At 73.4% G+C, this 14,560-nt stretch carries 8 protein-coding genes and 1 pseudogene; 4 read left to right on the top strand and 5 right to left on the bottom strand.

The genetic code is table 11. From position 1 onward, the window contains the following. Positions 1 to 80: 80 nt before the first annotated feature. Both lhgO and ACZ4VW_RS11030 read right to left on the bottom strand, forming a co-directional pair. Entirely contained in the window at positions 81 to 1,265 is a 1,185-nt protein-coding gene (gene lhgO / locus ACZ4VW_RS11035; protein ID WP_467960855.1) for an L-2-hydroxyglutarate oxidase, read from the bottom strand. Positions 1,266 to 1,356: 91 nt separating this feature from the next. Continuing rightward, positions 1,357 to 2,802, bottom strand: a complete 1,446-nt coding sequence (locus ACZ4VW_RS11030) for an MFS transporter (protein ID WP_467960853.1) — start codon at positions 2,800 to 2,802, stop codon at positions 1,357 to 1,359. Between the two features lie 566 nt (positions 2,803 to 3,368). Between ACZ4VW_RS11030 and ACZ4VW_RS11025 the strand changes: the two genes are divergently transcribed. After that, positions 3,369 to 5,489: an asparagine synthase-related protein gene (locus ACZ4VW_RS11025; protein WP_467960851.1), complete on the top strand. Its 2,121-nt coding sequence runs from the start codon at positions 3,369 to 3,371 to the stop codon at positions 5,487 to 5,489. A 164-nt stretch (positions 5,490 to 5,653) separates the two neighbouring features. Here the strand turns inward: ACZ4VW_RS11025 and ACZ4VW_RS11020 are convergent, their stop codons facing one another. Continuing rightward, positions 5,654 to 7,696, bottom strand: coding sequence for a sigma-70 family RNA polymerase sigma factor (locus ACZ4VW_RS11020; RefSeq protein WP_467960849.1), 2,043 nt, complete (start codon positions 7,694 to 7,696; stop codon positions 5,654 to 5,656). A 191-nt stretch (positions 7,697 to 7,887) separates the two neighbouring features. After that, positions 7,888 to 8,652, bottom strand: coding sequence for a TetR/AcrR family transcriptional regulator (locus ACZ4VW_RS11015; RefSeq protein WP_467960847.1), 765 nt, complete (start codon positions 8,650 to 8,652; stop codon positions 7,888 to 7,890). 354 nt (positions 8,653 to 9,006) lie between these two features. On the opposite strand from ACZ4VW_RS11015, the gene ACZ4VW_RS11010 reads away from it, so the two are divergent. Both ACZ4VW_RS11010 and ACZ4VW_RS11005 read left to right on the top strand, forming a co-directional pair. Continuing rightward, positions 9,007 to 10,395, top strand: coding sequence for an NAD(P)/FAD-dependent oxidoreductase (locus tag ACZ4VW_RS11010; RefSeq protein ID WP_467960845.1), 1,389 nt, complete (start codon positions 9,007 to 9,009; stop codon positions 10,393 to 10,395). A 107-nt stretch (positions 10,396 to 10,502) separates the two neighbouring features. Next, positions 10,503 to 12,127: pseudogene (locus ACZ4VW_RS11005) on the top strand (ATP-binding SpoIIE family protein phosphatase). Between the two features lie 62 nt (positions 12,128 to 12,189). On the opposite strand, the gene ACZ4VW_RS11000 reads toward ACZ4VW_RS11005, so the two are convergent. Continuing rightward, positions 12,190 to 13,467 carry an MFS transporter gene (locus ACZ4VW_RS11000; protein ID WP_467961840.1) on the bottom strand — a complete coding sequence of 426 codons (1,278 nt, stop codon included), beginning with the start codon at positions 13,465 to 13,467 and terminating at the stop codon, positions 12,190 to 12,192. Between the two features lie 143 nt (positions 13,468 to 13,610). Here ACZ4VW_RS11000 and ACZ4VW_RS10995 point away from each other — a divergent pair, with 143 nt between their 5' ends. Then, positions 13,611 to 14,150, top strand: a complete 540-nt coding sequence (locus ACZ4VW_RS10995) for a MarR family winged helix-turn-helix transcriptional regulator (RefSeq protein WP_467960843.1) — start codon at positions 13,611 to 13,613, stop codon at positions 14,148 to 14,150. The last annotated feature ends 410 nt before the right edge of the window (positions 14,151 to 14,560 follow it).

Here is a 14,560-nt window from a genome sequence, read left to right as displayed (position 1 = left end):
ATGACCACGGCGGGAGAGATCAAGGGCCACGGTGGGGAAGCGCGAGGACCACGGTGGGAGGGAGCGAGGGCCACGGCCGGTCAGAGGAGCGCCAGGGCCCTGGACGCGACCTCTCTCCCGATCGGGAGGGACGCCGTCGCCGCCGGGCTGGGCGCGTTCAGGACATGGACCGTCCTCGGGGCCTCCCGGATCAGGAAGTCGTCCAGGAGCGTGCCGTCCCGGAGCACCGCCTGTGCCCGCACTCCGGCCGGAGCCCGCCGCAGATCCGTTTCCTCCACCATCGGAAGCAGCCTGCGCACCGCCTCCGTGAAGGCCCGCTTCGACAGCGACCGGCGCAGCTCACCCGCTCCGTACCGCCAGTGCTCCCGGGCGATCTGCCAGGAGCCCGGCCAGGCGAGCGTCCCCGCCAGGTCGCCCGGCCGCACGACCGACCAGCCGTATCCCTCCCGGGCCAGCGCCGGCACCGCGTTCGGCCCCACGTGCACGCCGCCGTCGACGCCCCGCGTGAGATGGACCCCGAGGAAGGGGAAGGCCGGGTCCGGAACCGGGTACACCAGACCACGGACCAGCGAGGGGTCCGCCAGCTCGTAGTACTCCCCACGGAAGGGGATGATCCGCATCCCCGGCTCGTCGCCGGCCATCCGGGCCACCCGGTCGCAGTGCAGCCCCGCGCAGTTCACCAGGACCCTGCCGCGCACCACCGTCCCGGCCGCCGTGCGGACGGCCACGCCCCAGGGCCGCCGGTCGACGGCGGTGACCTCGGAGCCGTACAGGACGCGCGCCCCGGAGGACTCGGCGAGCTGCGCCGCCACCGCTCCGTAGTCGCAGATGCCGGTGGTGCCGACATGGATCGCCGCGAGGCCCCGCACCCGCGGCTCGTACGCGCTGATCTGCGCCGGCCCGAGCTCGCGCACCGGAATGCCGTTCTCCCGGCCGCGCTGCACGAGCGCGTGCAGCCGGGGCAGCTCGTCGCGCCCCGTCGCGACGATGAGCTTGCCGGTGACCTCGTACGGCAGGCCGTACTCCGCGCAGAACTTGACCATCTCGGCCGCGCCCGCGACCGCGAACCGTGCCTTCAGGGATCCCGGGCGGTAGTAGATCCCGCTGTGGATCACCCCGCTGTTCCGTCCGGTCTGGTGGCGGGCCGGGCCGTGCTCCTTCTCCAGGACCGTGACACGGGTGCCGGGCGCGGCGCGGGTCAGGGCGTACGCCGTCGACAGACCGACGATTCCGCCGCCGATCACGAGCACGTCACAGTCGAGCACCTGCGCCACCTCCCACCCCGATAGTGCACTGGCCCACTGACAATGCCGTTAAACCCGGTGGGACACGCGTCACGTCGGAGAGGCGCGAAGATCACGCCGGGGCCATCAGCAGCGGACGTGCCCGCTCCCGCAGCTCCATGACCCTCGGCTCGTCACCGTACGGCTCCAGCCGGTGCAGCAGGTCCCGTACGTACTCCGTGGTCCGGGCGGACGAGATCCGGCCCGCCACCTCCACCGCGCGCGTGCCCGCCGCGCAGGCCGCGTCCAGATTGCCCGATTCGAGCTCGGCGACCGCCGAGACGACGAGCCGCAGCCCGTGCGAGCGGACGAACTCCTCCGTCGGCCGGGAGAGCGCCTGCTCGGTGAAGCGGCGCACCTGGCGCGGCGCCTTCAGGTCCCGGTAGCACTCGGCGGCGTCCGCGCAGAACCGGTCGTACGAGTAGAAGCCCAGCCAGGTGGGGTCGGCGTCGCCCTCCCGCGAGCGCTCCAGCCAGCCCTCCGCCGCCTTCAGCGCGGCCGCCGCCGCCATTCCGTCGTTGGCCTTGGCGTGGGCGCGGGCCTCCACGAGCCGGAAGAAGGACATGGTGCGGGCGGTGGCGAGCCCGCGGTTGCGCTCCAGGGCGGCCTGGGCGAGGTCCACGCCCTCGTCGGCGAAGCCCCGGTAGGTGGCCTGGAGGGACATCGAGGCGAGGACGTACCCGCCGAGCGGGACGTCGGCGGCGGCGCGCGCCAGGCGCAGCGCCTGGATGTAGTAGCGCTGGGCCGCCTCCTGCTGGCCGGTGTCGAAGGCCATCCAGCCGGCCAGCCGGGTCAGCTCCGCCGTCGCCCCGAACAGGGCGCGGCCGACCTCGTCCGAGTACGAGCCGAGCAGCAGCGGGGCGGCGTCGACGCGTAAGCACTCCGGGACCATCGAGGAGCGCCAGTCGCCGCCCCCGTACTTGGAGTCCCAGCGGCGGGCGTCCTCGGCGGCCTCGCGGAGCTTGGCGACATCGCTGTGCCCCACGCGCGCGTGGGGCCCGGTCTCGGGGCCTTCGGGCGCCGGCCCGCCGGCGGGGTCCGGCAGCCGCTCCACGGAGGAGTCGGCGGGCGTTATCAGCCATCGGGAGGCGGGGGTCGCGTAGGCGCTGACCGCGAAGGATCCAGCCAGCGACTGCCAGATCCCGCCGCCGCCCGCCCGCCGGCCCGCGAGGTCCAGCCGGTACAGCTCCGTCGCCGAGCGGACCGCCTCCCCGACGTCGCGCGGGAAGGCGAGACCCACCTCCGGCGCCGGGTCGGCGTCGGCGAGGCCGATCTCGTGCAGCGGCACCGGCCGGCCGAGCTTCTGGCCGATCGCGGCGGCGATCAGATGCGGCGCGGCGCCCTGCGGCACCATGCCCTTCGACACCCACCGGGCCACCGACGTCTTGTCGTAGCGAAGCGTCAGCCCCCGCTGCGCACCGAGGTCGTTGACGCGCCGGGCGAGGCCGGCGTTGCTGATTCCCGCGAGGGCGAGAACCGTGCCGAGCTTTTCGTTCGGCCCGCGTTGCTCCCTGGACATGACGCCACCCCTCGACACCCAAGACGGCCGCCACGACGCCGGGCATAGGCGTGCGGCATTCGTAAACACAGCGTAGTTCGCCGCATCCCTACCGTTAAGGGGCGGAGTTCCGTATGGCGGGATTGTTGTGTGAACAGACGGATGGGGGCCGGATGGCGTAGTGCCGTCGGCGCGGGGAGCCCCGGGTGGCGCTTGTGGGGCGCCGCCCGGCGCGTGCTCCGGTGGTGTGGCCGTGCGCCCGGCCGTGCGCTCTCGCCCGGTCGGCGGGGGAGCGCTTCCATGAGTGCTGCGTGGGTCGGCCCACCGGCTGTGGACCGGTGGGCTGGGGGACACCGTCGCCCCATTCCCCGCGGGCGGCGGACGGCTCCGGGAGGCGAACAGCGCCTCCCGGACTGCCGGACGGTTTCTGCACCGCCGAGAATGGCCGAATGCCGACGGTGGGCGAACCGGCCACAACTGTCCCATGCCAGGGGCGCATTCGCCTTTGCGCGCGCGACCCCGGACCCCCTCCTGTGCGCCGTTGTCGTGGCAGCATGTTCCTCCACTGAACCGACGTGGAGGCGCCGATGCGATGGCTGGTGGGCTGGAGCAGTGTCGCCGCGACCTTCGGCCCGACGGGTACGGCCGGAGCCGTGGGGGGCACGGCGTCCGAGGGGCGCACGATCCAGCCGGTGGGCGCACAACTCCTCTGGGCCGACCCCGATCCGCTGTGGGCGGTCGGCGACTGGCGCCCGGACGAGGTGCGGCTGATCGATGTCGACGCGCACACCCGCCTCGCGGTACTGGGATGTTGCGCCGCGAGCGACGAGGAGCTGAGGGTCGGCCTGCTCACCGCGCGCGGGGGCGCGCTGCGCCACCTCACCGCCTGGCCCGGCAGCTACACCGCCGTCGTACGGGTCGGCGGCCGGATCACCGTCACGGGTGATCTGGCGGGCGCGCGGCCGGTGTTCCACACCCCGTGGGCGAAGGGCACCGCGTACGCGACGGCCGCCCTCCCCCTCGCGGACCTCATCGAGGCCCAGCTCGACATCGGGCACCTGGCCGCACTGCTCGCCTGCCCCGAGACACCGGAGGCGCTGCGCGACTCCACCCCGTACGAAGGGGTGAAGCGGGTGCCGCCCGGGCACGCGCTGATCCTGCGCGAGGGTTCGCGTGAGATCACCGGCTACGAGCCGGTGGCCTCCCTCGCGGTGGCCGCCGCCGAGATCGAGCCGCGCCGGGCGGTGGAGGGCGTACGGGACGCACTGGTCGACGCCGTACGGGCCCGGCTCACCGCCCCCCGGCACGCGCCGGAGGCTCCCCTGCCGGACCCCGGTCCTGTCCCCGGCATGGGGCCCGCCGAGCGGCGGGCCGCCCGGGGCGGCGGCCCCGCGCCCGGGATCGGCGCGGACCTCTCCGGGGGCAGCGCGTCCGGGACGCTCGCCCTGCTGGCCGCCGGTCTGCCCGGCGTCCCGGGCACGATCCTCGGCCATGGCACGGGCGCCGGGGAGCGGCTGCTGGCCGTCACCTTCAACGACCTGGCGACCGGCGGCTCCCCCAGCCGGGAGGACGAGCTGGAGCGCGCACGGGCGATCGCCGCGAACCCGCGGCTGCACCATGTGGTCGTGGCGGCGGGCGAGGAGGCGCTGCCCTACGCGGAGCTGGACGGCCCGCTGACCGACGAACCGGGCCCCTCCCTCGTCGTGGCCGGCCGGCACCGTCGGCGCCTCGCGGGCGGCAGCGCCGACCACTTCACGGGCCTGGGGGCCCGCCAGGTCCTGGACGCCCACCCCGCGCGCCTCGCCGACCTGTTGCTGGACCGGCGCCGCAGATCGCTGGTGCGTCCGGTGACGGCGCTCGCCAAGGCCACGGGCCCGTCGGCGGGTTCGCTGCTCGTGCCGCTGACGGTCTACCGGGCGGCGCGCCGGCTCGCCCGTACCCCCTACCGGTCCGGTCTGGAGGCGGCCGCGGCCGGCCTGCTGGAGGCGAACCGTCCGGGTCCCGGGGCATTCGGCCCCCTGGAGGCGTCCCTCTCCGCCCTGACCTGGTCGCGTCCCGGCCCGGCTGCGCGCTGGCTCACGGGCGAGGCGTTGGCCGAAGTATCGGTTCGCCTGACCCGGGCGGCGACGCTGCCCACGTCGGTGCAGCGACCGGGAGAGGCACGCGCGCGTGCGGCGCTCGCCCGGGCGGCGGCGGACCACCGGGTGCTCGAACAGGCGGCGGAGATCCGCAGCCAGCGTCTCCACGCCCCGTTCCTCGACAACCAGGTGGTACGGGCCTGCCGCGCCCTTCCCGAATCGCTGCGGGTCCAGCCCGGCGCCCGGGCGGCCGTCCTGCGCACGGTTCTCGCGGGGGCGGGCGTCCATGACCTCCCGCCGGGCTGGGGCACGCCGAACCCCGCCGTCCCGGCCTCGGCCGTCCGCGCGGGCCTGCGCGCCGCGCTCCCCGACCTCATGGAACTCTTCGCCGCCCCGCTCCTCGCCGACGCGGGCCTGATCGAGGCGCGGGTGGTCCGCAAGGCCCTGCGGGCGGCCTCCGAGGGCGAGCCGGTCCCCCTGGACGGCCTCGCCGACCTGGTCTCCACCGAACTCTGGCTGCACCGCCTGCTCGCCCGCCGCGGCACCTGCTGGACGGGCACCGCGGCGCCCCCGCGGCAGCGTGCGGTGGTGGGACCGCTGGTGCCGTCGACGAGGTCCTTGACGGCCTGAGGTTCCGGGCGCGGAAGGCGACTCGTACGGCGCGGGTCCCTCCACAGGCCGGGGACGAGTCGGCAGCTTCCGCACCGGGGGCGCGGCCTGGCGGGCTTGTGGCGGCCTGGAGGGCTTGCTGCGGTCCTGGCGGAAGTCGTACGCGACGGGCGGCCGCCGCCCGCTCAGACGCAGCTGATCCGGGACCGGGCCCAGTCCGCGACCGCCACCATGCCGAACGGTGTGTGTTCCTCCACCACCAGACGGAGCGTCCTGCGGCCGGCGAGCCCGACGTGGACCGGGATCGCCGGGTCACCGGGCCGGACCACGTCGGAGCGCCAGAGCCGTTCCCCGTCCGCGTGGACGGAGAAGCGGACGCCGCCGACGCCGAAGGGCGCGCTCAGGTCGTCGATGCCGACGACCGCGTCATAACTGGTGCACCGGCGGTTGAGGTCGATGGTGAGGGAGGACGGCGCGTGCACGCTCACACCGTGCGCGTACCGCGTGCCGCCGATCGACAGGTCCTCGCGCTGCCACATCCAGCTGCCGGCGCCGAGCCGTACCTCCGGCTCGGTGCCGTCGCCGGCGATGCCGTAGTCCAGTCGGTTGAGCTGGTAGACGGCGGGCGGGGCCGGCGGCGGGGGCTGGGGAGCGGGCGGCTTCGGTCTGGGCTTCGCGGGGGCCGGCTTCGGAGGGGTCGGCTTCGGGGGCGGCTCGGGGCTGGGCTCGGGAGGGGTCGGCTTCGGCGGCGGGGTCGGCTCCGGGGCGTGCACGGGGACGACCGGCGGCGGAGTGGGCCTGGGCGCCGGCTTGGGCGGCGGGGGCGGCTCCGACGGTACGAGGGGGGCGACGGCCGGCGGCGACGGTGCGGGCTTCGCGACCGGCTGCGGGTCGCCCGACAGCGCCCACACCAGACCGGCGGTCGCCGCGACGGCCACGGCCGCCGCGATACCGGCCTTGGCGGGGGCGCCGAGCCCCTCGGCCACGACGGCGGAGGACGCCCCGGCCGTGGTCGACGAACCGGCTCCCGCGGCTGCGGCGGCCGCTCCGGCACCGGCCGCGCCCGCCGCTCCGCCGGCCACGACACCCGCGGCCTTGAGCGAGAACCCGGCGGCGAACCAGCCGATGACGGCGATCGGCAGCAGCGCGGGGATCCCGGCGTTGACATGCGCCAGTTCGCCGGCCGCGAGCCGGCACTTGGCGCACTCCTCCAGGTGCTTGCGCAGCCCGCGTTCGGCCCGCATCCGCAGCCCGCCGCGCGCGTAGGCACCGAGCCGGTCGGCGTAGCGGGCGCAGTCCCCGCCGGACGTGAGGGACTGGCTGACATGGGCCTGGAGATAGGCCTGCTTGAGGCCCTCGCGGGCCCTGCCGGCGAGGACGGCGGTGGCGTTGGCGGTCAGGCCGAACAGCGGCGCGACCTCGCTCGGCGACTCCTCCTCGACGGTGGTGTGCCAGAGCACGGCCTGCCAGCGTTCGGGCAGCGAGCGGAACGCCTGGAGGGCCAGGGACTGCTCGGCCTCGTGCATGGCCAGGACGTCCGCCCCGAGATCGAGCGTGTCCGTGTCGGAGACCTCGGAACCGCGAGCGGCCTGCGCGGCGAAGACGGCGAAGTCCTCGACCAGATGCTCCCGCTTCTGCGTCCGCGTCCAGTTCGCGGCCACCCGCCGGACCGTCGTCAGGAGGTAGGCGCGCACGGCCTGCTCGGGCCCGGCGCCGCCCCGCACCGCCTGGAGCGTCCGGGCGAACACCTCCGCCGTCAGGTCGTCGGCGGTGTGCGCGTCACGGCAGCAGGTCCGGGCATAGCGCCGTACGGCCTCGGAGTGCCGGCGGAACAGCTCTTCGTACGCGCTGTCGTCGCCGTCCCGCATCAGCTGGACGAGATCGGCGTCGGACGGCGGGAGTTCGAGCGGCGGCGGCAGTACGGTGCCGGGCTCGTCGTCGCTGTCGAGAGCCGCGTACGCCCTGCCCTCACGCTGGTGCGGCACACTCGGGTCGTCGGCTCCCGCCACCGAGCCGGCCCCCGCCATGGAGCCGAACGCCGGCGCGGAACCGGATCCCGGGACCGAACCGGTCGCCGGTACGGAACCGGGCATGGCGGCCGGTGCACCCGCGGGCGCGCCCGAGGAGCCTCCCGGCCCGCCCTGGCTCGGCACCTGCCGGGACGAAAGGCCCCCGGTCTCCGTGGCGCCGCCGCTGCCCAGCGGCTCGTCCCGACCGTCACCGCTCATCGCTGAAGCCCCCGTACGCACGCTCAGACGCGAACACCGGGCCAGACTGCCACAGAGCGGAGGCGCGCCGAACCCGCGCGTCCACTTACCACTCGTCCGGGGCGACTTCCTGTATCCCGGCGTAACCGCTCACCCGTTCGGGGCATGCTCAACGGTCCGCCCGGACCACTCGACGACCCGACCGGCGCGCGCTATCGCGAGCGCAGGCCCTCCAGAAGGATGTCCAGGAGCCGGGTCGAGGCCGCCGCCTGCTGCGCCGCGTCCGGCAGCGCCGGCGCCGCCGTGGCGATGACGAGGAGGACGTCCGCCACGGTCACGTCCGCACGCAGCTCGCCCGCCTCGCGGGCCCGGTCGACCAGACGTCCGACGACCTCCAGGAGCTCCGCCGCTCCGGTGTCGCCCTGCTCGGAGTCGGGCGCCGTGCGCGGTCCGACGACCCGCGGCTCGGCCTGGTCGGCGAAACCCCGCTGGTGCGGCACCCGCGCCCCGTCCCCCGCCGCCTGCGCCGGCAGCAGAAGCTCGTCCGCGTCCACGCCCACCCGCAGGATCTGCGGCGGCAGCAGACGTCCCGCGCCCGACGCCACCGAGGTCCGCAGGAACCGGGAGAGCGCCGACCAGGGCTCGTCCTCCTGTCCGAGGGCCGTACGGGCCTGCTCGGTCAGCCGGGCGGTCTCCTCCTCGGCTATCCGGCGCACCAGGACGTCCTTGCTGGGGAAGCGGCGGTAGACCGTCCCCACGCCGACCCGGGCGCGGCGCGCCACGTCCTCCATCGGAGCGCCGTAGCCGAGCTCGCCGAAGACCTCGCGCGCGGCGCGCAGGACGTGCTCGAGGTTGCGCTGCGCGTCCACGCGCAGCGGTGCCGAGCGGCCGACCTGCGCCGTCGCCCCCATCCGTCCGTTGGCCGAGCCGTCCGTCGCCCCGACGACGGCCTGCCAACGCGCATCCTGCATGTGCATAAGCGTTCCCCCGCTCATGATGTCTCCCCCCGGAGACTCCCCGCCCTGACACGGGATCTCCGGACCGTCCCACGCTCTGGTCCACGCGCTGCGATCCGACACCCCGATGAGGTACGAACATAGTTGAGTCCGGGTCAATTCAGAAGGGGGAGTTCCGTACGGTGCGCCCCCCGATCGGAGCAAGGGCCTGAACTCTCCCGATTCTGACCCCCGGAACCACCCCTCACGCCCGCTCTGACCTGCGTACTCGGCGCTGTACCCACCCCGTGCGCCACCCCGCGCCCCCACGACCCGCCGGTCACACAATGTGCCGGGCCTGTGGACAAACCCCGGACGGCGTTGCGTCATGGGACAGTGACCGAACCTGTGCGCATTCTCGTTGTCGGCGGTGGCTACGTCGGGATGTACACCGCGCTGCGCCTCCAGCGGCAGCTCAAGGCCGAGCTCAGAAGCGGTGCGGTCGAGATCACGGTGGTCACGCCCGACCCGTACATGACGTACCAGCCGTTCCTCCCCGAGGCGGCGGCCGGCTCCATCTCCCCGCGCCATGTCGTCGTCCCGCTCCGCCGCGTCCTCGACAGGTGTCGGATCCTCATCGGAGAGGTCCACGCAGTCGACCACGCGAAGCGGACCGCGACGCTCTCCACCCTCGCCACCGAGGAGGAGGGCACCGGAAGCGTGCAACTGACGTACGACGAACTGGTCATCGCCCCCGGCTCGATCTCCCGCACACTCCCGGTCCCCGGTCTCGCCGACTTCGGCATCGGCTTCAAGACCGTCGAGGAGGCCATCGGGCTGCGCAACCACGTCATCGAGCAGATGGACATCGCCTCCTCCACCCGCGACCCGGGTCTGCGTGACGCCGCCCTCACCTTCGTCTTCGTCGGTGGCGGCTACGCGGGCGTGGAGGCCCTCGCGGAGCTGGAGGACATGGCCCGCTACACCGCGCGGTACTACCACAACATCAAGCCGGAGGACCTGAAGTGGGTCCTGGTCGAGGCGTCGAACCGGATCCTGCCCGAGGTCGGCGAGAAGATGGGCAAGTACGCGATCCGCGAGCTGCGCGGCCGCAACATCGACGTACGTCTGGAGACCCGCCTCGAGTCCTGCGAGGACAGGGTCGCCGTCCTGAGCGACGGCACGCGCCTCCCGACCCGTACGGTCGTCTGGACGGCCGGCGTCAAACCCGCCCCGGTCCTGACCGCCACCGACCTGCCGCTCGACGGCCGCGGCCGGATCACCTGCACGGCACGGCTCACCGTCGACGGCGTGGAACACGCCTGGGCGGCGGGAGACGCGGCGGCCGTCCCCGACATCACGGCGGACGAGCCGGGCGCCCAGTGCGCGCCGAACGCCCAGCACGCCGTGCGCCAGACCAAGGTGCTCGCCGAGAACATCGCCGCCTCCCTGCGCGGACAGCCGCTCAAGGACTACGCCCACTCGTACGCGGGTTCGGTCGCCTCCCTCGGCCTCCACAAGGGCGTGGCACACGTCTACGGCCGCAAACTCAAGGGTTACCCGGCCTGGTTCATGCACCGCGCGTACCACCTCAGCCGTATCCCGACCTTCAACCGGAAGGCCCGCGTCCTGGCCGAGTGGACCCTGTCCGGCCTGTTCAAACGGGAGATCGTCTCGCTCGGCTCGCTGGAACACCCGCGCGCCGAGTTCGAACTCGCCGCCGCGCCCCCGCCCCCGAAGAACGGCCCGAAGAACGGTCCCGAGAACGGCCCGAAGCCGGGCTGACACCGATGTCAGTGCGGTCGGTCACACTGGACGTGTGACCATAGGTGGGCTCACACCTGCACAGAGTGACTCAGCACGGCCAACGACACCCCGAGGCATACGAATCCGTGAACTTCACCCGTTGGAGCGCCCGACTCCCCGGCACGCAGCGCCGCACGGCGGCGCGGGGGACCGAGGGCTCCGTGCCCGCCGCCCGCGGGGAGTACGAGCAGCGGCCTGAGCACCTCCCCGGCGAGGTCCCCGCCTTGGAGGACTTCTCCGTACGCGAGATCATCGGCCGCCTCCCCGGCCTGGTCGCGCTCGTGCACGGCCCCGAGCACCGCATCGCGTACGTCAACGACGCCTACGCCGCCGCGTTCGGCCCCCGCCCCGCCGGGGCGACCGTCGCCGACGCCTGCCCCGAGGTCCACGAGCTCGGTCTGCTGCCGCTGATGGACCAGGTCCTGCGCAGCGGAAAGCCGCGCACGGTCAAGTCCCGCAAGACCCAGGAAGGCGGCTCGTACACGGTCACCTGCCTGCCCGTGGACTCGCCGCGCTTCGAGGGCGGCGCCGTCCTCGTCCACGCGGCCGACGTCACCGACCACGCCGAGGCCGCCGAGCGGCTGCGCGCCAGCGAGCGCCGGCACCGCGAGACCGCCGTCACGCTCCAGCGCTCCCTGCTCCCGCAGGAGCTGGAGCAGCCCGACGACCTGAGGATCGCCGCCACGTACCAGCCCGGCGGCACGGACGCGGCGGTCGGCGGCGACTGGTACGACGTCATCACCCTCGGCGCGGGCCGCACCGCCCTGGTCATCGGCGACGTCATGGGCCGCGGCGTGCGCGCCGCCGCCGTCATGGGCCAGCTCCGCACGGCCGTCCGCGCCTACGCCCGGCTCGACCTCCCCCCGCACGAGGTGCTCCAGCTGCTCGACGGCCTCGCCGCCGAGATCGACGCCAGCCAGATCGCCACCTGCGTGTACGCGGTCCACGACCCCAACGAGGGCAAGCTCGTGTACGCCTCCGCCGGCCACCTCCCGATCCTCGTCAGGGACGAGGACGGCACGGTCCGCCGCGCCGAGGACCCCACCGGGCCCCCGCTCGGCACCGGTGGCTGGCTGCACACCTCCGGCACGATCGCCCTGCCCCCGGCTCCACCGCCGTCCTCTATACGGACGGTCTCGTCGAGCGCCGTCGCGAGGACATCGACGAAGGCGTGGCCGCGCTTGAGCGCGCCCTGTCCGGCGCGCTCGGCACCCCGCAGGTGGTCTGCGACCGGCTGCTGCGCTCGCTCGGCGTCACCGCCGAGCACGACGACGACGTCGCCGTCCTGGTCGTCCAGCACCCGTCCCGCAAGGGACCGGACGCGGAGCTGTTCCACAACGCCGCTCTGGAGCTCCTCGGCGGAGTGGAGGCGGCCCCCCGCGCGCGTGCCTTCGCCTCGGGCGTCCTCTCCAGCTGGCGCTTCCCGGTCGAACTGCGCGACCTCGGCGTCCTCGCCACCAGCGAGCTGGTGGCGAACTCCCTCAAGCACGGCACCCCGCCGATGCGCCTGCGGCTGCGCCGCACCGACCGGCGCCTGATCATCGAGGTCACGGACGGAGACGACCATCTGCCGCGCCGCCGCAGGGCGGAGACGGAGGACGAGGCGGGTCGCGGGATCTCGATCATCGCGACGATCGCCTCGTCCTGGGGAAGCCGCCGTACGCCCGGGGGCGGCAAAGCGGTCTGGTGCGAGTTCGCCCTGCCGGACTAGAGCGTTGTGGCGAAAGGAACGCCGTCCGGCCGCCGGGCCCGGCGGGATTTTCGCCCCACGCCCTAGACGGCGGCGGACTCCTTCTCGGGCTGGTGCCGCGCGACGACGCGTGAGGTCTTCGCGGCGAGCGAGGGCTGGTCCTGCACCGGCGTGAGCTGCCTGCCGAGCCGCAGCGCCAGGAACGTGATCCCGAGCGAGAAGAGCACGAAGGTCACGATGTACGGCCCGTGCAGCGCGGCCCCCATGGGCCCGCCCACGGCCGGCCCGACGGCCAGCGCGAGCTGCTTGACCAGAGCGAACGCCGAGTTGTACTGCCCGACCATCGACTCCGGTGCCAGGTCGGCCACCAGCGGCGCCACGGTCGGCGACAGCATCGCCTCGCCGAGCCCGAAGAGGGCGTACGTGGAGACGAAGGCCGCGGTCGCCATGGTCTGGCTGCCGTGGCCGAGCCCCGCGTACCCGGCGATCACCCACGCGAGGGTCCAGATCAGACCGACGGCCGCGATCACCCGCGTACGGCGACGACGCTCGACGAACCTCAGCACCACGAACTGCGCGACGACGATGACGGCCGTGTTGGCGGCCAGCGCGATCCCGAGCGTCGACGGCTGAATGCCCGCGGCCTCCGTGCCGTACGCCGCGAGACCCGACTCGAACTGCCCGTAGCAGGCGAAGAACAGCACGAAGCCGAGGACGCACAGCTGGACCATGGCCTTGTGCCCGAGCAGGGCTCGCAGCCCGCCGCCCTTGGCGCCGGCCGGACGGGTGCTCTGCAGGGCGGGGGAGCCCGGCATTCGCACGGTCAGCACGATCCCGGCGAGTACGAGGAACATCACCGCCTCGATCGAGAAGAGGAGGAGGAAACTGTCCGGCCGGCTCTCGTCGACGAGCTGGCCACCGATCAGGCCACCCACGCCGAGGCCCAGGTTCTGCAGGAAGAACTGCATGGCGAAGGACCGCGTACGGGTCGACGGGTCCGAGCACCAGACGATCATCGTCGCGAGCGCCGGCTGCATCACGGCGGTACCGGCACCGAGCAGCGCGGCCGATCCGACGGCGGCCGGCACGCTCTGCGACAGCCCCATGCCCAGAGCGCCGAGGGACGCGAGGACGGCGGCGACCAGCAGCACGGGGACGGGACCACGCCGGTCGACGGCGCGTCCGCTGAAGGGCAGGACCACGAGGGCGGCCATGGCGAAGACGGCGAGCACGACGCCCGCCGTGGACGCGCCCAGATCCCGCACCTGAGCGACATACACATAGAGGTACGGAACGGTGAAGCCGAGTCCGAACGCGCTCAGCGCGCCGCCTGCCTGGATCCGGCGCATCGCTGCACCCATCGCCTTGGTCACACTCACCCACTTCAAGAGGAGGGCTTAGCCCTGTAGGACTGAACCCTGAAGACTTCAACACTAAAGTTCGATCCTTAACAGTACACATGGAAGGACTTCAATGCCAACGGCAGCCGTGGGATACTCCCCGCATGTCCGAGACCCCCGAGCCGAGCCTCGACGAACAGATCGCGGCCTATCAGCGCGAGTACCGCGAGCTCGACCCCCAGGTCGAGAAGGTGGTCTCCGCCCTCGGCCGGCTGAACCGACGGATGAACGTGGCGTACGGCCGCCAGCTGGCCGACCTCGGCATCAGCAACGCCGAGTGGGAGGTCCTCAAGACCCTCGTCCTGGCCGGCGCCCCCTATCGCCTGGGTCCCGGAGAGCTGGCCAAGCGCCTCGGTCTCACGCCGGCCGCGATGACGCACCGCATCGACCGCATGGCGGGCGAGGGGCTGGTCACCCGTGACCGCGACGAGAGCAACCGGGTGCGGGTGATCGTGGAGCTGACGGACGAGGGCCGCTCGAAGTGGCTCGAGGCGATGCGCATGGCGACGGGCTTCGAGGAGGAGCTTCTCCAGGACCTGACGAGCGAGGAGCGCGGCGGCCTGGGCGAGATGCTGATCCGCCTGCTCCGCAGGGTCGAGCACGCCCAGCCCGACGCGGGCGGCCGGCTCACGGACCTCGACTGAGAGGCCCTGCACGCGGCACGGCGGAGCGGGGTTGACACGCCCCTGCCGTATCCGTAGTGTTCTCCGAGTTGTCACGGGGCCGGAACGGTTCTGCGACAGCCACTCCCGCCGCTGATGCGGCAACTCAACTCAGCACGATCTCCCACTCGGGACGAATTTCGGCATGCCGAAATTCAATTCGATTGACTCGATTATGAGTCGCCCGGGAAATCCGCTAGAGTTTGAGCGTCGGAACGGCCCAACAGCCGCGAAGACAACTCCCGCTGACTGGGAATCAGGCCCGAAAGGATCTGATAGAGTCGGAAACGCAGGAACGCCGAAACGGGAAACCGAAGAAGCCGGAAAGCACCGAGGAAATCGGATCGGAAAGATCTGATAGAGTCGGAAACGCAAGACCGAAGGGAAAAGCC

The organism is Streptomyces sp. NPDC029139 (assembly GCF_055564335.1).
The sequence above is the reverse complement of the archived record's forward strand: the minus strand, read 5'-3'. Positions and strand labels throughout refer to the sequence as shown.

Bases quoted from the DNA above. Each gene is read 5' to 3' on its own strand.
- ACZ4VW_RS11015 (WP_467960847.1), bottom strand. From the start codon at position 8,652: ATGCACATGCAGGATGCGCGTTGGCAGGCCGTCGTCGGGGCGACGGAC.
- ACZ4VW_RS11030 (WP_467960853.1), bottom strand. From the start codon at position 2,802: ATGTCCAGGGAGCAACGCGGGCCGAACGAAAAGCTCGGCACGGTTCTC.
- ACZ4VW_RS10995 (WP_467960843.1), top strand. From the start codon at position 13,611: ATGTCCGAGACCCCCGAGCCGAGCCTCGACGAACAGATCGCGGCCTAT.
- ACZ4VW_RS11020 (WP_467960849.1), bottom strand. From the start codon at position 7,696: ATGAGCGGTGACGGTCGGGACGAGCCGCTGGGCAGCGGCGGCGCCACG.
- ACZ4VW_RS11025 (WP_467960851.1), top strand. From the start codon at position 3,369: ATGCGATGGCTGGTGGGCTGGAGCAGTGTCGCCGCGACCTTCGGCCCG.
- ACZ4VW_RS11000 (WP_467961840.1), bottom strand. From the start codon at position 13,467: ATGGGTGCAGCGATGCGCCGGATCCAGGCAGGCGGCGCGCTGAGCGCG.